Origin of the sequence: Aeromicrobium sp. Leaf289, assembly GCF_001423335.1 — a bacterium.
GTDB lineage: Bacteria > Actinomycetota > Actinomycetes > Propionibacteriales > Nocardioidaceae > Aeromicrobium.
Genome location: NZ_LMNK01000002.1, coordinates 1,337,102 through 1,352,653, shown reverse-complemented (window position 1 = coordinate 1,352,653; position 15,552 = coordinate 1,337,102). Strand labels below are relative to the sequence as shown.

21 protein-coding genes are annotated in these 15,552 nt (G+C 73.1%); 12 read left to right on the top strand and 9 right to left on the bottom strand.

All coding sequences use genetic code 11. From position 1 onward, the window contains the following. Positions 1–7: 7 nt before the first annotated feature. Positions 8–1,237: a YibE/F family protein gene (locus ASF37_RS10590; protein ID WP_156368167.1), complete on the top strand. Its 1,230-nt coding sequence runs from the start codon at positions 8–10 to the stop codon at positions 1,235–1,237. A gap of 120 nt (positions 1,238–1,357) precedes the next feature. After that, the gene (locus tag ASF37_RS10585) at positions 1,358–1,678 is read left to right on the top strand and encodes a hypothetical protein (RefSeq protein WP_055964792.1); all 321 of its coding nucleotides are present in this window, start codon (positions 1,358–1,360) and stop codon (positions 1,676–1,678) included. Positions 1,679–1,890: 212 nt separating this feature from the next. Here the strand turns inward: ASF37_RS10585 and rnhA are convergent, their stop codons facing one another. Beyond that, positions 1,891–2,364 carry a ribonuclease HI gene (gene rnhA / locus ASF37_RS10580; protein ID WP_055964788.1) on the bottom strand — a complete coding sequence of 158 codons (474 nt, stop codon included), beginning with the start codon at positions 2,362–2,364 and terminating at the stop codon, positions 1,891–1,893. A 71-nt stretch (positions 2,365–2,435) separates the two neighbouring features. Between rnhA and ASF37_RS10575 the strand changes: the two genes are divergently transcribed. Together ASF37_RS10575 and ASF37_RS10570 are read left to right on the top strand one after the other, a co-directional pair. Further along, complete coding sequence (locus tag ASF37_RS10575) at positions 2,436–2,921, top strand: DinB family protein (protein WP_056580302.1); 486 nt, start codon at positions 2,436–2,438, stop codon at positions 2,919–2,921. Between the two features lie 2 nt (positions 2,922–2,923). Next, on the top strand, positions 2,924–3,337 hold the full coding sequence (locus ASF37_RS10570) for a hypothetical protein (RefSeq protein ID WP_056580300.1): 414 nt from the start codon (positions 2,924–2,926) through the stop codon (positions 3,335–3,337). A gap of 99 nt (positions 3,338–3,436) precedes the next feature. Here the strand turns inward: ASF37_RS10570 and ASF37_RS10565 are convergent, their stop codons facing one another. From ASF37_RS10565 to ASF37_RS10545, 5 genes are all read right to left on the bottom strand, one after another. Beyond that, entirely contained in the window at positions 3,437–4,144 is a 708-nt protein-coding gene (locus tag ASF37_RS10565) for an MOSC domain-containing protein (RefSeq protein ID WP_156368166.1), read from the bottom strand. Further along, a complete protein-coding gene (locus ASF37_RS10560; RefSeq protein WP_055964777.1) occupies positions 4,141–4,479 on the bottom strand; it encodes a glyoxalase superfamily protein in 339 nt (112 codons plus the stop codon). The genes ASF37_RS10565 and ASF37_RS10560 overlap by 4 nt, the downstream gene beginning before the upstream one ends. A gap of 211 nt (positions 4,480–4,690) precedes the next feature. Further along, a complete protein-coding gene (gene ychF, locus ASF37_RS10555) occupies positions 4,691–5,779 on the bottom strand; it encodes a redox-regulated ATPase YchF (RefSeq protein ID WP_055964773.1) in 1,089 nt (362 codons plus the stop codon). 46 nt (positions 5,780–5,825) lie between these two features. Further along, positions 5,826–6,107: a hypothetical protein gene (locus tag ASF37_RS10550; protein ID WP_055964770.1), complete on the bottom strand. Its 282-nt coding sequence runs from the start codon at positions 6,105–6,107 to the stop codon at positions 5,826–5,828. Positions 6,108–6,116: 9 nt separating this feature from the next. After that, on the bottom strand, positions 6,117–6,701 hold the full coding sequence (locus tag ASF37_RS10545) for a GNAT family N-acetyltransferase (RefSeq protein ID WP_056580296.1): 585 nt from the start codon (positions 6,699–6,701) through the stop codon (positions 6,117–6,119). A 38-nt stretch (positions 6,702–6,739) separates the two neighbouring features. Between ASF37_RS10545 and ASF37_RS10540 the strand changes: the two genes are divergently transcribed. Genes ASF37_RS10540 through ASF37_RS10530 form a run of 3 tightly spaced genes read left to right on the top strand, consistent with a single transcriptional unit; the run spans position 6,740 to position 8,461 of the window. After that, positions 6,740–7,099, top strand: coding sequence for an antibiotic biosynthesis monooxygenase (locus tag ASF37_RS10540; protein WP_056580294.1), 360 nt, complete (start codon positions 6,740–6,742; stop codon positions 7,097–7,099). A gap of 60 nt (positions 7,100–7,159) precedes the next feature. Next, the gene (locus ASF37_RS10535; RefSeq protein WP_056580292.1) at positions 7,160–7,627 is read left to right on the top strand and encodes a DUF6542 domain-containing protein; all 468 of its coding nucleotides are present in this window, start codon (positions 7,160–7,162) and stop codon (positions 7,625–7,627) included. Between the two features lie 3 nt (positions 7,628–7,630). Continuing rightward, positions 7,631–8,461: a bifunctional 2-polyprenyl-6-hydroxyphenol methylase/3-demethylubiquinol 3-O-methyltransferase UbiG gene (locus ASF37_RS10530; RefSeq protein WP_056580291.1), complete on the top strand. Its 831-nt coding sequence runs from the start codon at positions 7,631–7,633 to the stop codon at positions 8,459–8,461. Here the strand turns inward: ASF37_RS10530 and ASF37_RS10525 are convergent. Continuing rightward, a complete protein-coding gene (locus ASF37_RS10525; protein ID WP_056580289.1) occupies positions 8,451–8,891 on the bottom strand; it encodes a YdeI/OmpD-associated family protein in 441 nt (146 codons plus the stop codon). The two genes, ASF37_RS10530 and ASF37_RS10525, sit on opposite strands and share 11 nt — an antisense overlap. A 128-nt stretch (positions 8,892–9,019) precedes the next feature. Between ASF37_RS10525 and ggt the strand changes: the two genes are divergently transcribed. Continuing rightward, the gene (ggt, locus tag ASF37_RS10520; RefSeq protein WP_056580286.1) at positions 9,020–10,852 is read left to right on the top strand and encodes a gamma-glutamyltransferase; all 1,833 of its coding nucleotides are present in this window, start codon (positions 9,020–9,022) and stop codon (positions 10,850–10,852) included. Between the two features lie 136 nt (positions 10,853–10,988). Here ggt and ASF37_RS10515 read toward each other — a convergent pair whose 3' ends face one another. Continuing rightward, a complete protein-coding gene (locus tag ASF37_RS10515; protein WP_055964747.1) occupies positions 10,989–11,978 on the bottom strand; it encodes a 4-hydroxy-3-methylbut-2-enyl diphosphate reductase in 990 nt (329 codons plus the stop codon). A gap of 240 nt (positions 11,979–12,218) precedes the next feature. Here ASF37_RS10515 and xseA point away from each other — a divergent pair, with 240 nt between their 5' ends. Further along, entirely contained in the window at positions 12,219–13,433 is a 1,215-nt protein-coding gene (xseA, locus tag ASF37_RS10510) for an exodeoxyribonuclease VII large subunit (protein WP_056580284.1), read from the top strand. Further along, positions 13,423–13,668, top strand: a complete 246-nt coding sequence (locus ASF37_RS10505; protein WP_056580282.1) for an exodeoxyribonuclease VII small subunit — start codon at positions 13,423–13,425, stop codon at positions 13,666–13,668. Before xseA ends, ASF37_RS10505 begins: the two co-directional genes overlap by 11 nt. Positions 13,669–13,687: 19 nt before the next feature. Here the strand turns inward: ASF37_RS10505 and ASF37_RS10500 are convergent, their stop codons facing one another. After that, a complete protein-coding gene (locus ASF37_RS10500) occupies positions 13,688–14,218 on the bottom strand; it encodes a DUF4245 domain-containing protein (protein WP_056580280.1) in 531 nt (176 codons plus the stop codon). A gap of 79 nt (positions 14,219–14,297) precedes the next feature. Here ASF37_RS10500 and ASF37_RS10495 point away from each other — a divergent pair, with 79 nt between their 5' ends. Next, positions 14,298–14,687, top strand: coding sequence for a molybdopterin-binding protein (locus ASF37_RS10495; RefSeq protein WP_055964735.1), 390 nt, complete (start codon positions 14,298–14,300; stop codon positions 14,685–14,687). Further along, the gene (gene modA / locus ASF37_RS10490; protein ID WP_055964732.1) at positions 14,684–15,448 is read left to right on the top strand and encodes a molybdate ABC transporter substrate-binding protein; all 765 of its coding nucleotides are present in this window, start codon (positions 14,684–14,686) and stop codon (positions 15,446–15,448) included. Before ASF37_RS10495 ends, modA begins: the two co-directional genes overlap by 4 nt. Positions 15,449–15,552 lie beyond the last annotated feature (104 nt).

Here is a 15,552-nt window from a genome sequence, read left to right as displayed (position 1 = left end):
GTCTCCCGTGGCTCACGGACACGCGCACTCCCTGGACGACCTCGACGTCGGCCCGCCCCGCCGGGGCCTGGCCGCGACCCTCGCCGTCGTGGTGGGGGCCATCTCGCTCGTGGCGGTCGTCGCCATGGTCATGCTGTGGCCGTCGGCGTCGGAGGTCCCGCGCGACGCCAACCCGCTGAGCGGCGAGGGTGTCAGCCTGGTCGACGCCACCGTCACCGCCGTCAAGCCGTTCGACTGCGGCTCGGGCGGGGTCGGGCCCGACAACCTGCCCACCGTGGCGGGCGACTGCGCCAACGTGACGGCCGAGACCGACGCCGGCGACGCCTCGTTCGTGCTCGACTCGGCGCGCTTCCAGGCCGGCATCGACGTCGGCGACGACATCGAGGTCATCCGCATCGCGCCCGCGGGCCAGGAGGCGACGTTCGAGTTCTACGACTTCCAGCGCAGCTTCCCGCTGCTGGCCCTCGCCATCGCGTTCGCCGTGCTGGTCGTGGCGGTCGCCCGCTGGCGTGGCCTGTTCGCGCTCGTCGGCATCGGCGTCACGCTGCTCGCGCTCATGCAGTTCATCCTCCCGGCCCTGCTGGCCGGCAGGGCCGCGCTCCCGGTGGCGATCGTGGGCTCGACGGTGATCATGACGCTCGTGCTGTACCTCGCGCACGGGGTGAGCATCCGCACCACCAGCGCCCTGTTCGGCACGTACTTCGGCATCGTCGCCACGGCGCTCTTGGGCGCGCTGGCGACCGACTGGTCGAGCCTGACCGGCATCGGCTCCGAGGACGACCGGACGCTGGTGGCCACCGTGCCCGACCTGTCGATGTCGGGGGTCGTGGCCGCGACGATGGTGATCGCGGGGCTCGGCGTGCTGAACGACGTGACCGTGACCCAGGCGAGCGCGGTGTGGGAGATGCGCGCGCTCCAGCCGACCGCCAACGCGGCCAAGCTGTTCACGTCGGCCATGCGGATCGGCCGCGACCACATCGCCTCGAGCGTGTACACCCTCGTGTTCGCGTACGCGGGCTCGGCGATGACGGTGCTGCTGCTCATCACGGCGTACTCCCGGCCCCTGGGTGAGATGGCGTCGACCGAGGAGCTGGGCCAGGAGATCGTCCGCACGCTCGTGGGTGCCATCGGACTCGTCCTCGCGGTTCCCGTGACGACCGCGATCGCCGTCGCCCTGGCCCCCGCGGCCGAGGACGAGCCCGAGCACGCGGGCGGCCACCGCCGCGCCCCCGCCTGACTCCCCCCACCTCCACCGCACGCCCCGTCTCGACGCGTTCGGGTCGATCTGCGTCGGACGAACCGACGCGAGCGCGTCAGGACGCGGGCCGTGGCGCGGTGGCGTGCGTACCCTCAGGACATGGAGTGGGTCGGGATCGTGCTGTTCGCCGTGGGCGTGCTGGCCGTGCTGGTGCTGGCGCTGTACTTGTTCCAGCGCTCGCTCGACAAGCCCGGCGGCCGCGAGGGCCTGGGCACGATGGGCAACGGCATGGGCGTCATGGACAACTTCTTCAGCCCCTCGCGTGCGGACGCCAAGGAGGAGCTCGAGCGGCAGAAGCGTGCCGCCCACGTCATGCCGTCGCCGGACGAGGACGACGACGAGCGCCACGGCCGGGTCCGGCGCAACCCCGACGGATCGCCGCGTTCCATCCGGATCTCCCGCCCTCCGACGCACGACTGACGACGCCCGGACGACCCCGCTCCCCGGCGACCTCGTCCTGGGACGGTCGCCCCAGTCGCGGTTCTCAGGAGGCGGCCCGGGACGAAGGGCCCTACCGTCGAGGGATGCAGACCGCCCGCACGATCCTCGCGAGCACGATCGGCTTCTACGCGTTCATGGGCGCACAGGCCCTCGACGCGCTGCGGACCGGCTCCTCCCGCCGCCGCTGAGCCTCAGGCTCGTCGCGCGCCCATCGCCTCGCGCATCCCCCGCGTGGCCAGCTGGTCGGCCAGCTCGTTGTCGCTGACCCCGGAGTGACCCTTCACCCAGAACCACTCCACCTCGTGCCGGTCGCACGCGGCCTTGAGCCGCTGCCAGAGGTCGACGTTCTTGACCGGCTGCTTCGCCGCCGTGCGCCAGCCGTTGCGCTCCCACCCGGCGAGCCAGGACGTGATGCCGCTGCGCACGTAGGTGCTGTCGGTGTGCAGGTGCACCGTGCTCGGCCGGTTCAGCATCTCCAGCGCCATGATCGGCGCCGTCAGCTCCATCCGGTTGTTGGTCGTCGAGCCCGGCTCGCCGCCGCACAGCTCGCGCACGTGCTCGCCGTAGCGCAGCACCGCGCCCCAGCCGCCCGGACCCGGGTTCGGCGTGCATCCCCCGTCGGTGTGGATGGTCACGACAGCGGTCTGCAGGGCTTCGGTCGACATGGCGGGCCCATCCTCGCACCCGACGGCCGCGCGCGGGGGTGCGCACCGCCGGGGCGCGTAGCGTGGCGGTCATGAGCCTGCACACCGCCGACGAGCGGACCGTCCTGGAAGGTCTGCTCGACGCGCAGCGGACCGAGATCGCCCTGCTGCTCGACGAGCTCGACGACGCCGAGGCGCGCACCCGGCTCGTGTCGTCGATGACCACCGTCCTGGGCCTCGTGAAGCACGCGACGTTCGTGGAGAAGGTCTGGTTCCACTCGCGCGTGGCCGGCGTCCCGCGCGAGGACCTGCGCCTGCCCCGCACGCCGGCCGAGAGCTTCGAGCTGGCCGAGGACGACACCATCGAGTCGGTGCGAGCCGACTACGACGACGCCTGTGACCGCTCGCGCGTCGTGGCCGCCCAGCACGACCTCGACGAGACCTGGCCGTGGCACGACGGCCCGGTCTCCCTGCGGTACCTCTACGGCCACATGATCGCCGAGCTGGCCCGGCACGCCGGGCACGGCGACATCCTCGTGGAGCAGTTCATCGCGCGGCGCCCCGTCGGCACGGACTGAGCGTGATCGACCCGGTCGTGGCGCTGGCCGTGGTCGGCGCCGCGCACGCGGCGTTCCAGACCACGGTGTCGGTGGTCGTCTACCCAGCACTCGCCGCGGTCGGGCGCGAGGGCTTCGCCGCCGCGCACGAGGCGCACTCGAGGCGCATCGTCGCGCTCGTGGCCCCGCTCTACGCCGCACTCCTCGCCATGGGCGGGTGGGCCGCGCTGGCCGATCCGCGCCCGCTCGTGCTGGCGGCGGTCGCGGCGCACGGCGTCACCCTCCTGCTCACGGCCTCGGTCGCCGCCCCGACCCACGGACGGCTCGGGTCGGACGGCCCCACCCCGGCGCTGCTGCGCCGACTGGCCCGCTCCGACCTCGCCCGCACGGCCGCCGCGTGGACCGGCCTCGTCCTGTCGCTCCTCGCCCTCGGCTGACCCGGGCCACGCACGATTCTCCCTCTGCGCGATGAGGGCTTCTCCCTTCGCGTGGACCGTGCCGCGTGAAGGAAGCATCCTTGCCCGCGGCTGTGTCGCTCAGGCGAGGTGCAGGGGGTCTCCGACCGCGAGGACGCCGGGCGTCTCGACGTCGGCGTACACCGCCAGGCAGAGGTCACGCTCCGCGCCGAGGTGCTTCAGCAACGACCCCTCCGCGGAGGTCCCGTCCTGCGCGACGTCGACCATCCGGCATCGCGGGACCCGCTCGACGACGCGAAGGACCACGCTCCCGAGGGTGAGCGAACGACCCACCCAGGTCTCCTCGACGAACGGCTCGTCGGTGTCGACGACGACGTTGACGCGCAGCCGACGCGGGTCCGCGTCGACGCTCCACCGCTCGGCGCACCACGCGAGGGTGGCCGTGCCGACCAGCGACACCGCCCCTTGGTCCTGGTGCCCGACACCTGCCTCCGGCAGCACCCGCACCGCGGCCTCCATGACGGTGCTCAGCTCGGCGTCGAGCACCGCGTCTCCCACCGTCCACGTACCCGCTCCGCTCGACACGACCACCTCGCCGGAGTCCGTCGTGCACGCCGCGTGCTCGAACACCGCGTCGCGCCGACGGAAGCGGCGGCTGTCCTTGCCCGATGCGAACCGTCCGTCCTCGTCCTCCACGGCGTACCAGCGGTCGCCCACCAGACCGCGCGCGTCGAGCTCGACGCTGTGCAGCGCCTCGCCGCCCATCGACTTCACCGGGTAGCGACGCAGGGCGACCACCGTCGGGCGAACGACACCGGGCGTCGTCACGGAGCCGTCGCCACCCGGACCCGGTTGCCGTCGGGGTCGACGACCTCGCAGTCGCGCGCCCACGGGTTCTCCTCCACCTCGACGCCGAGGTCGGCCGCGATCGCGTCGACGTCGGGCACCCAGAGGTAGACGAGCGACGGCCCGGGCGCGTCACCGGTGTGCTCGGACAGGTACACCCGGCACCCGTCGCGCACGACCCCGACGAACCGTGGGAGGCCCGGCTCGAACACGTGCCGGAACTCCTCGGCGAACCCGAGCCGCGCCCACCACGGCAGCGACGCGTCGACGTCGGCGACACGCAGGATCGGGACGGCGGAGACCTTCTGACGGCTCATGGCGTCACCCTCACACGACGGAGATCAGTCGGTCCACAGGACGACGACCCGACGCCGCCCCGGCGACGACCTCGACGTTCCGCGTCACGGGCTCGATGGCTTGCCTACCTGGGGATCGCTGCGACCGGATCCGAGGCGTCCTCCACGGGAGGACCTTCCCGCGAACGACGGGCCGCGCGACCATGTCCGACTCGGCCGGATGGGCTGCGACCTACACGTTGAAGCGGAACTCCACCACGTCGCCGTCGGCCATGACGTATTCCTTGCCCTCCATGCGGACCTTGCCGGCCGACTTCGCTGCGGCCATGGACCCGGCCTCGACGAGGTCGTCGAAGGAGACGATCTCGGCCTTGATGAAGCCCTTCTGGAAGTCGGTGTGGATCACGCCGGCGGCCTCGGGGGCGGTGGCGCCCTTCGGGATCGTCCAGGCGCGCGTCTCCTTGGGCCCGGCGGTCAGGTAGGTCTGCAGGCCGAGGGTGTCGAAGCCGACGCGGGCCAGCGCGTCGAGGCCCGGCTCCTCGACGCCCATCTCGGCGAGCATCTCCGCCCGCATGACCTCGGCCTCCTCGTCGTCACCCAGCTCGACCAGCTCGGCCTCGCTCTTGGCGTCGAGGAACACGGCCTCGGCGGGAGCCACGATGTCGCGCATCTTCTGCTTGAGGGCCTCGTCGGCCAGCTCGTCGGCGTCGCAGTTGAAGACGAAGAGGAACCGCTTGGCGGTCATCAGGTGCAGGTCGCGCAGGAGCGCGAGGTCGAGCCCGGCGTTCAGCACTCCGGTGCCGGCCTCGAGCGCGGTCTGGGCCTTCTGCACCTCGGCCAGCTGGGCCGCGAGCGACTTGTCCTTGCGCGACTCCTTCTCGAGCCGCGGGACCGCCTTCTCGACGGTCTGCAGGTCCGCGAGGATCAGCTCGGTCGAGATGGTCTCGATGTCGCTGCTCGGGTCGACCTTGCCGTCGACGTGCGTGACGTCCTCGTCGCGGAACACGCGGGTGACCTGGCAGATCGCGTCGGACTCGCGGATGTGCGAGAGGAACGCGTTGCCCATGCCCTCGCCCTCGGACGCGCCGCGGACGATGCCGGCGATGTCGACGAACTGGACCGTCGCCGGGAGGATCTTGGCCGAGCCGTGGATCTCCGCGAGCTTCTCGAGCCGCGAGTCCGGCACGCCGACCACGCCGACGTTCGGCTCGATCGTCGCGAACGGGTAGTTCGCCGCGAGGACGTCGTTCTTGGTCAGGGCGTTGAAGAGGGTCGACTTGCCCGCGTTGGGGAGTCCGACGATGCCGATGCTGAGTGCCACGAGGAACCAGCCTACTGGTCCGGCTCACGCAGCCCGACGGCGCGCATCAGCCCCAGACCCGCACCCACAGGCGACGCCAGAAGCCCTCGGTCGCGGCCAGCTTGGCCCGACGTCGGCGCAGGGCCGCGGTCTCCCCGTCCGCAGCGCCGGCCCAGCCGCCGGTGGCCAGCCCGGTGCCCACGGCCTGCTCGGGCGACGCGCCGCCGACCATGGCCGAGCCCGCGCCCGAGAACTCGGCGAGCCGGCGGTAGCAGTCGCCGCACAGCAGCCGCCCCGACACGGTCTCGTGGGCGCCGGGACGGCTGCCGCACTGCGTGCAGGTGCTCATGCGGCGAACCTACTCCCGCACCTCGGTGGCGTCGAGGTGCTCGGGACGCAGCGTGAAGTGCCGGCTGACCCCGCCGTACCAGGGGTCGTCGGGCACCTCGCCGAGGTCCTCCGCGCCGAGCCGCCGAGCCACCGCCGCCGACGGCGCGTTGTCGGGGTACATGCCGATGACGAGCGAGGCGTGTCCGGCGGCGAAGGCGCTGCGGGCGTGGGCCGCCGCGCCCTCGGTGGCGTACCCGTGCCCGGCGCTGTCGGGGTGCAGGTGCCAGCCCAGCTCGTACTCCCCCACGAACCCGCCGTCGATGCGCTCCATCCGCGACACCAGCACCGTCCCCGCCATCACCCCGGTCTCGCGCACCTCGAGCGCGCGCCACGCCTGCAGCGGGTCCTCGGCCTCGCGAGCGTTGACCCGCACGACCCACGCGCGGGCGGCGTCGAGGTCGGCCATGGGCACGAACGGCGGGTTGTCGAGCCAGCGGATCACGTCGAGCCTGGAGAGGATCGAGAGCACCCTCGGGGCGTCCGCGTCGACGAAGCGGCGCACCGCGAGCCGCGGCGTCTCCACGCGCTCGGGGAAGTCCGACCCGGTGAGCATGAGCCCGAGCGTACGGACCCAGGTGCCACGATGGCCGCATGACCGTCATCAAGATCAACGCCATCACCGTGCCCGACGACGCCGGCGACGAGCTGGCCCACCGCTTCGCCGCCCGCGCCGGTGCCGTGGACGGAGCCGACGGGTTCGAGGGCTTCGAGCTGCTCCAGCCCACCGACGAGCGCACCCAGTGGCTCGTCATCACCCGCTGGCGCGACGAGGACGCCTTCCAGGCCTGGCTGGCCTCGCCGTCGTTCGCGCACGGCCACCGGTCGGAGTCCGAGCGCGGTGGCGGCGACGCGCCCAGGCCGGTGTCGACCCACAGCGAGGTCTGGTCGTACCAGGTCGCCGGCGGATCGACCGGCAACCCCGCGGCCGCCCCCACCCCCGGACCCGCCTGAGACCCGCCGTTCCAGCGCGCCGCCACGACTCTGTCGGTCCGATGCCCTAGCGTCACAGGCATGGCAGCCTCCGTGGCACCCTCGCCTGCCGGACTGGCCCGTCACGATCTCGGGGCCCGGCAGTCGATCCTGTTCGCCACGATGGCCCTCGCCGCCATCACCTCGCTCGACGTCGTCACCGACGGTCGCCTCGGCCTGATCTTCTCCGTGGGCTTCGTGCTCGTCGTGGTCACGGTGCCGCTCGCGGTCGACGTCCGCTCGCTGCTGCCGGCCGGCGTCCTGCCGCCCGTGCTGCTCCTCGTGTTCGTGGGCGTCGTGGCGGCCGCATCGCCCGACGCGGTCGAGGTCTCCGGCCTGCCCGACGGCACCGGCTGGTTCGGACGCACCCTCACCGGCGTCATCGACCGCGGCGTCACGCTCATGGTCGGCCACGGACTGGCCCTCGCCGCGGTCGTGGCCCGGATCGTGACCGACCCCCACCACCCGCGTCGCGCGCGGGTCGCCCGTCCGGCCCGTCGCACGGTCTGACCCGTGGAGGAGTACCTGCGGCTCAACCGCGCCATGTGGGACAGCCGTGCCGCACGGCACGCCGCCGCGGCGTCCTACGACCTCGACCGCTACCGCCGTGACTCGGCCGCGATCAGCGACGTCGTCCGCTTCGACCTGCCACGGCTCGGCGACGTCAGCGGCCTCGACACGGTGCACCTGCAGTGCCACATCGGCACCGACACCCTCAGCCTGCACCGCCTCGGGGCCACCGTCACCGGGCTCGACCTCTCCCCCGCGTCGCTCGCGGAGGCCCGCGCGCTCGCGGCCGAGGTCGGCGCCGACATCGGCTACGTCGAGTCCGACGTGTTCGACGCACCGGAGGCGCTGGGCCGCGAACGCTTCGACCTCGTCTACACCGGCATCGGTGCGATCTGCTGGCTGCCCAGCATCGACCGGTGGGCCGCCACCGTCGCTGCGCTCCTGCGCCCCGGCGGGCGGCTGGTGTTCCGCGACTGCCACCCCATGCTCGGCACCCTCGACGTCGTGGACGACCGCATCGAGCTGGTCTACCCGTACGCCGAGCACGTCGAGCCCCTCGTCTTCGAGGACACCGCGTCCTACGTCGACCCGGCCGACCACACGCTGCCCGGGCTGCCGTCCCGGGAGTGGGCGCACGGTCTCGCGGAGATCCTCACCGCGCTCATGGCGCACGGCATGGTCCTCGAGACGGTGCTCGAGCACGACAGCGTGCCGTGGGTCGCGCTGCCGGGCCACATGACGCCGCACCCCGAGGCGCCCGGCGAGTTCCGGCTGACCGACCGGCCCGAGCGGCTCGCCGCCAGCTTCACGATCGTCGCGAGCCTCAGCCGCTGAGGGCGTCCAGCACCTTCTGAACCCGCCGGGCCCGGGTGTCGTCGCCCTTCGCGTCGGCCACGCTGCGCGCGTGCTCCTTGCGCCGCGAAGGGGCGAGCGCGTCGAAGGCGGCGCGGAGACCGGCGGACCCCAGCGCCTCGGCCAGCGCGGGTGGCACCTCGACCTCGCGCGGGGCGTCGTCGCGCCGGATCACCACGTCGACGGTCTGCCAGACCTCGACGCCCAACGTGGCACGGGCGGCCTTGCTGAGCCCCACCAGGTTCTCGCCGCCCATCCGGGCCAGCCGCAGGGGCACCGTCGTCCCACCGATCGTCACGGCCACGGGGAAGGTCTTCCCGTCTCCCAGCCCGGCCACCTGCTCGTCGGTGAGCACGACGGCCGCCGCCGGCCCGCGGGGCTCCAGCGTCGTGGTCATGCGCAGCTCTGTCATGGGTCCTCCTGGGGTCGGGGAGTCAGCGTAGGTCTCGTCCGCGTGGGGTTGCCAGGGGTCCGGGGGCTGCCTAGCGTGGACACGACCGGGCCCAGCCAGGGCCGACTTCGGGGGAAGCAGGTCGCACCATGACCGCACGCACGTCCGTCCGCCTCACCACCGGCTTGCTCGCCGTCGGGCTGGCCACCACCGCGCTCGTCGCCACGACGTCGGCCGCCGAGGCCCGCACGCCGGCCCCGGGACCACCCTCAGGCTCGTCGACCGCCGTCGGCTCGGGTGGAGCCGTGTCGTCCGTCGACGCCGAGGCGTCCCGCGTGGGACTCGAGGTGCTGAAGCGTGGCGGCAACGCGGCCGACGCCGCCGTGGCCACCGCATCGGCGCTGGGCGTCACCGAGCCCTACAGCGCCGGGATCGGCGGTGGCGGCTACTTCGTCTACTACGACGCGAAGCGCAAGAAGGTGTCGACGATCGACGGCCGTGAGACCGCGCCCGCCGGCATCACCCGTGACGCGTTCATCGACCCCGAGACCGGCGAGCCCTACCCGTTCACGCCCGACCTCGTCTCGTCCGGCGTGGCCGTCGGCGTCCCCGGCACCCCGGCCACCTGGGAGGCGGCGCTGCGCGACCACGGCAGGTGGTCGCTGCGCAAGGCCCTGGCGCCGTCCATCGCCCTGGCCTCGAGGGGCTTCCGTGTCGACGAGACGTTCCGCAGCCAGACGCTCGACAACGCCGAGCGCTTCGCGGCCTTCCCCGCCACGGCGAAGCTGTTCCTGCCGGGCGGCGACGCACCGAAGGTCGGCAGCACGTTCCGCAACCCCGATCTCGCCCGCACGCTCTCGCTCCTCGCGGCGAAGGGACCACGCGCCTTCTACACCGGCGCGGTCGCCCGCGACGTCGCCCGCACCGTGCAGGCACCGCCCAAGGACCCTGCCGCCGACCTGCCCGCACCCGCCGGCTCCATGACCGAGCGCGACCTCGCCGGGTACCGCGTGGACCGCCAGGCGCCGACACGGGCCCGCTACCGCGGCCTCGACGTGTTCGGCATGGCGCCGTCGTCCTCCGGTGGCATCGCGGTGGGCGAGGCGCTCAACATCCTCGAGGGGTTCCGGCTCGGTGGGGGGCAGCGCCTCGGCACGTCGTTGCACCTGTTCCTCGAGACCTCCGCCCGGGTCTTCGCCGACCGCGCCGCCTACGTCGGCGACGTGCCGGGCGTGCCGACGTCGACGCTGCTCAGCCAGCGCTTCGCCGACTCGCGGGCCTGCACCATCGACCCCACCAAGGCGTCGAGCCGCCCCGTCGCCGCCGGCGCACTGGACGGCTCCGGTTGTGCCACGGTGGCCAACGAGGAGAAGCCCGACACCGAGAACATCTCCACCACCCACCTGTCCGTCGTCGACCGGTGGGGCAACGCCGCCTCGTACACGCTCACGATCGAGCAGACCGGTGGGTCGGGCATCACCGTCCCCGGCCGCGGTTTCCTGCTCAACAACGAGCTGACCGACTTCACGGCCGTCTACGACCCGAAGGACCCGAACCGCATCGAGCCCGGCAAGCGTCCGCGTTCGTCGATGTCGCCCACCATCGTGCTCGACCGTGGCCGCGTGAAGTACGTCGTCGGCTCGCCGGGCGGCGCCACCATCATCACCACGGTGCTGCAGGTGCTGGTGAACCGCATCGACCTCGGCATGACCCTGCCGCAGGCCGTGGCCGCACCGCGCGCGTCGCAGCGCAACGTCGCGGTGACGCCCGCCGAGCCCGCGTTCATCGAGCAGTACGGCTCGCTGCTCGCCCCATTCGGCCAGCAGCTCACGCCGTCGGGCGACGCCTTCACCTCGCAGGCCGAGATCGGCGCAGCCGCCGCGATCGAGCAGGACCGGCGCGGTCGGCTCATCGCGGTCGCCGAGCCCGAGCGCCGCGGTGGCGGCACCGCTCTGGTCGTCAAGCCCGACCGGCGGCGCTGAGCGCCGCGACCCGGGTCGGCGATTCCCATCACCTGATGGGAATCACGAGCTCCCCCTGGTTCTTCCTCGCTGACCCTGGAGGGAACACCGAGGTGAGTGGGGGATTCCCATCACCTGATGGGAATCGTGGGACTGCTCAGACGAGGCCGGCGGCCTTCATGTCCTTGCGCAGCTCGGGCGGGAGGGCGAAGGTGAGGGTCTCGTCGGCGGTGCGGACGGCGGCGGCGTCGGGGTGGCCGTGCTCCGAGAGGTACGTCAGCACGTCCTGCACGAGGTCGTCGGGCACCGAGGCGCCGGACGTGACGCCCACGGTCTCGACGCCGTCGAGCCAGGCCTCGTCGAACTCGCTGATGTCGTCGATCCGGTACGACGCCTTGGCGCCGGCCTCGAGCGCGACCTCGACGAGGCGCACCGAGTTGGAGGAGTTCGACGAGCCGACGACGATGACCAGGTCGGCGTCCTTCGCGATCTCCTTGACCGCGACCTGACGGTTCTGGGTGGCGTAGCAGATGTCGTCGGACGGCGGGTCCTCCAGCTGCGGGAACTTCTCGCGCAGCCGGCGCACCGTCTCCATGGTCTCGTCGACGCTCAGGGTGGTCTGCGACAGCCACGACAGCTTGGTGCCCTCGGGGAACTCGAGGTCGTCGACGTCGGCCGGGCTCTGCACGAGCGTGATGTGCTCGGGAGCCTCGCCCGCGGTGCCCTCGACCTCCTCGTGGCCCTCGTGACCGATGAGCAGGATGCGGTAGTCGTCGGCGGCGAACCGACGCGCCTCGTGGTGCACCTTGGTGACCAGCGGACAGGTGGCGTCGATCGTCTTGAGGCTCCGCTCGGCCGCCTCGGCGTGCACCATCGGCGACACGCCGTGGGCGGAGAACACGACCGTGGCGCCCTCGGGCACCTCGTCGAGCTCCTCCACGAAGATCGCGCCACGGTCGGCCAGCGTGTTGACGACGTGCTTGTTGTGCACGATCTGCTTGCGCACGTACACGGGGGCGCCGTAGAGGTCGAGCGCCTTCTCGACCGTGATGACGGCGCGGTCGACGCCTGCGCAGTAGCCGCGCGGGTCGGCGAGGAGGACGCTCCCGCCGACGGGGGGCATGCCGAGGTGCACGTTGGTCGTCATGACCTCATCGTAACGACCGGGGGCAGACGTCGAGGACGTCCGCCGCCGCCTCCGGCCTCGGAGGTAGGTCTCGCACCTCATCGGCCGTCGACGAGGTGCGAGACCTACCTCCGGGCGAGCCGTTCGGTGCGTCACCTACCTCTGAGGGCTCGTTCGGTGCGTCACCTGCCTCCGACGGGCCGGGACGGGGAGGGCCGTGGGTGGCGCGGAGCGTCGGGGCGACCTCCTAGGGTGTGGGCCATGGCCCTGGACACGAGCGCGGACTCCCCCGCGCCGCTGCGCCAGGTCTCCACGCTCATCGGGCAGTGGGTCGGCCGGCTCGGGCCGGTGTGGGTCGAGGCCGAGGTCGCCCAGCTGACCCGTCGTCCCGGCATCTGCTTCCTCGTCCTGCGCGACCTGCGCGCCACTCTCTCGGTGCGCGCCACGTGCCACGCCTCGGTGCTCGACGCGTCTCCCGCCCCGGTCACCGAGGGCGCGCGGGTGGTCGTGCACGCCAAGCCGGAGTTCTACGAGCCCAACGGGTCGCTGACCCTGCAGATCCGCGAGATCCGGCCCGCCGGCGAGGGCGAGCTGCTCGCCCAGCTCGAGCGCCGCAAGCAGCTGCTGGCCGCCGAGGGCCTGTTCGACGCCCGGCTCAAGAAGCCGCTGCCGTTCCTGCCCGGCACCGTCGGCCTGGTCACCGGCCGCGCCTCGGCGGCCGAGCGCGACGTGCTCGAGAACGCCCGGCTGCGCTGGCCCGGGGTGCGGTTCGAGGTCCGGCACGCCCTCATGCAGGGCAGCGGCTCGGCCCGCGCCGTGGCCGCCGCCGTCGAGGAGCTCGCGTCGCAGGTCGACGTCATCGTGGTCGCGCGCGGCGGCGGGTCGCTCGAGGACCTCCTGCCGTTCTCCGACGAGGCCCTGGTGCGCACCGTCCACGCCTGCCGCGTGCCGGTGGTCAGCGCCATCGGCCACGAGCAGGACACACCGCTGCTCGACCTCGTGGCCGACGTCCGCGCGTCCACACCCACCGACGCCGCCAAGCGGGTGGTCCCCGACGCCGCCGAGGAGAACGACCGGCTCGCCGGTGTCCGCGCCCGCCTGCGCCGGGCCGTCTCGGGCTTCGTCGCGCACGAGGCGCACGCGCTGGCCCAGCTGCGCTCCCGGCCGGTGCTCGCCGCGCCACTCACGCTCGTCGACGCCCAGGAGGACGCCCTGGCGCACCTGCGCGAACGCACCCACCGGGCGCTCGGGCACCGGCTCGACCGCGAGCACGACGCCGTCGGCCACCACCTCGCGCGAGTGCGGGCCCTGTCGCCACTGGCCACGCTCGAGCGCGGCTACGCCGTGGCCCAGACCGCCGACGGGCACGTGCTCACGTCGGTCAACGACGTCCCCGACGCCTTCGTCGTGCGCCTGGCCGACGGCAGCGCCCACGTCACCACCGACCGCACCGAGGAGACCCGCCATGACGACTGACCCCGCCCCCGAGACGGAGCCCGACGGGCAGGAGCTCTCCTACGAGCAGGCCCGCGACGAGCTGGTCAGCGTCGTCCAGCGGCTCGAGAACGGTGGCGTCGGCCTGGAGGAGTCGCTCGCCCTGTGGGAGCGCGGCGAGCACCTGGCCGCCGTCTGCCAGCGGTGGCTCGACGGCGCCCGCGCGCGGCTCGACCGTGCCGCCGGCCACCACGACGACGAGGACGACGAGGCCTGACCGGGATCGACCGCCCGGCTCAGGCGAGGGACGCGAGGTACTGCTCGAGCGTCGCGCGGTCCACGTCGCTCGTCACGACGGCGGTGGTGCGCTGCTCGGGACCCTCCACCTCGCGCGAGTAGGTGCTCTCGCCGTCCGGTGAGGTCCAGCGGGTCCAGGTCTCGCCACCGACCTGCACGTCGTCCACCCGCTCGCTGCCCTCGGCGTACTCGTCGACGGCGGCGTCCTCGCCCTCGGGTGCCTGCGTGAGCCCGATGAAGTCGGTGTCGGACGTCAACGTCCCCAGGCTCCACACGCCGTCGCGCACCCGCGACGACGTGACCTTCCAGCCCTCCGGCAGCGACGTGGGCGCCAGCAGGTCGGCCCCGGTCTCGCGCTCGGCGCCCGGCAGCACGGCGGAGTAGTCGACCGCGGGCACGTCAGGCGTCTCGGGCGTGCTGCCGAACAGGAGCTGCGTCGCGGCCCAGACCAGCAGCAGGGCTGCGCCGAGGACCCCGACGGAGCGGAGGATGTCCCCCAGCTTGGGATTGCCTCGACTGGAACCGGCCATGCGTCCTCCGCTGCTCTGTCGTGCCGCACCTGCGGCTGGTTCGTCGGTGTTCCGCCGCGAGTGCGGCTAGGCTCCGGTCATGGTCGTGCACAGGCTCTCCGACGCCGCCGCGCTCGTCGGCGTCAGCGATGACACCCTACGACGCTGGCAGCAGCAGGGCCGGTTCAACCCGGTCGACGCCGACGGCCGGGCCGGCATCGAGGGGGTCGACCTCGCGAGGCTCGCCGCCGACCACGCGGCGACCCCCGACCACGGACCCGAGCACACGAGCGCGCGCAACCGGCTGCGCGGCATCGTCACGCGGGTCACGGCCGACACCGTGATGGCCCAGGTCGAGCTCGTCTGCGGGCCCTACCGCGTGGTCTCCCTCGTCAGTCGCGAGTCCGTCGACGCCCTCGGCCTCGAGCCCGGCGCCATCGCCTGGGCCACCGTCAAGTCCACCAACGTCTCGCTGGAGGTCACCCCGTGAAGCGTCTCGCCCTGCTCGTCCTGACCCTCCCCCTGGTCCTGTCCGGCTGCGGCAACAGCGACGCCGTGGACCCCCGGGCCGACGTCGACAGCACGCTCACCGTGTTCGCGGCGGCCTCGTTGAAGGGTTCGTTCACCGAGCTCGCCGACCGCTTCGAGGAGCAGAACGAGGGCGTGACCGTGGAGCTGAGCTTCGCCGGGTCGTCCGACCTCGCCGCGCAGATCGCCGAGGGCGCCCCGGCCGACGTGTTCGCCTCGGCCGACGAGAAGAACATGACGACGCTCGTCGACGAGGACCTCGTGGAGGGCGAGCCGCAGGACTTCGCCACCAACACGCTCGTCATCGTCACCCCACCGGACGACCCGGGCGACGTCACGTCGCTGGCCGACCTGGGCAACCCCGACCTCGACGTCGTGGTCTGCGCGCCCCAGGTGCCGTGCGGTGCCGCCTCCGAGAAGCTCGCGAAGAAGGACGGCGTCACGCTGGCTCCCGACAGCGAGGAGCAGTCGGTGACCGACGTGCTGGCCAAGGTCGCGGCCGGCGAGGCCGACGCAGGCCTCGTGTACGTGACGGACGCCGAGGCCGCGGGCGACGACGTCGAGACCGTCGAGGTCCCCGGCGCCGAGGACGTGGTCAACACCTACCCGATCGCAGCGCTCGCGGACGCCCGCCAGCCCGGGCTCGCACAGGACTGGGTCGAGTGGGTCACGAGCGACGAGGGTCAGAAGGTGCTGGACGACGCCGGCTTCGGCCCGCCGTGACCACGCCGACTCCCGCGCAGGCCCCCGCTGGGCGGCGCGGGGCAGGGGGGCGGGGGGCGGGCTGGCCCCGCGGGGACCGCTCCCCCACCTCCGGCGACCTGCCC

Bases quoted from the DNA above. Each gene is read 5' to 3' on its own strand.
- ASF37_RS10585 (WP_055964792.1), top strand. From the start codon at position 1,358: ATGGAGTGGGTCGGGATCGTGCTGTTCGCCGTGGGCGTGCTGGCCGTG.
- rnhA (WP_055964788.1), bottom strand. From the start codon at position 2,364: ATGTCGACCGAAGCCCTGCAGACCGCTGTCGTGACCATCCACACCGAC.
- ASF37_RS10575 (WP_056580302.1), top strand. From the start codon at position 2,436: ATGAGCCTGCACACCGCCGACGAGCGGACCGTCCTGGAAGGTCTGCTC.
- ASF37_RS10560 (WP_055964777.1), bottom strand. From the start codon at position 4,479: ATGAGCCGTCAGAAGGTCTCCGCCGTCCCGATCCTGCGTGTCGCCGAC.
- ASF37_RS10550 (WP_055964770.1), bottom strand. From the start codon at position 6,107: ATGAGCACCTGCACGCAGTGCGGCAGCCGTCCCGGCGCCCACGAGACC.
- ASF37_RS10545 (WP_056580296.1), bottom strand. From the start codon at position 6,701: ATGCTCACCGGGTCGGACTTCCCCGAGCGCGTGGAGACGCCGCGGCTC.
- ASF37_RS10540 (WP_056580294.1), top strand. From the start codon at position 6,740: ATGACCGTCATCAAGATCAACGCCATCACCGTGCCCGACGACGCCGGC.
- ASF37_RS10535 (WP_056580292.1), top strand. From the start codon at position 7,160: ATGGCAGCCTCCGTGGCACCCTCGCCTGCCGGACTGGCCCGTCACGAT.
- ASF37_RS10525 (WP_056580289.1), bottom strand. From the start codon at position 8,891: ATGACAGAGCTGCGCATGACCACGACGCTGGAGCCCCGCGGGCCGGCG.
- ggt (WP_056580286.1), top strand. From the start codon at position 9,020: ATGACCGCACGCACGTCCGTCCGCCTCACCACCGGCTTGCTCGCCGTC.
- ASF37_RS10515 (WP_055964747.1), bottom strand. From the start codon at position 11,978: ATGACGACCAACGTGCACCTCGGCATGCCCCCCGTCGGCGGGAGCGTC.
- xseA (WP_056580284.1), top strand. From the start codon at position 12,219: ATGGCCCTGGACACGAGCGCGGACTCCCCCGCGCCGCTGCGCCAGGTC.
- ASF37_RS10505 (WP_056580282.1), top strand. From the start codon at position 13,423: ATGACGACTGACCCCGCCCCCGAGACGGAGCCCGACGGGCAGGAGCTC.
- ASF37_RS10500 (WP_056580280.1), bottom strand. From the start codon at position 14,218: ATGGCCGGTTCCAGTCGAGGCAATCCCAAGCTGGGGGACATCCTCCGC.
- ASF37_RS10495 (WP_055964735.1), top strand. From the start codon at position 14,298: ATGGTCGTGCACAGGCTCTCCGACGCCGCCGCGCTCGTCGGCGTCAGC.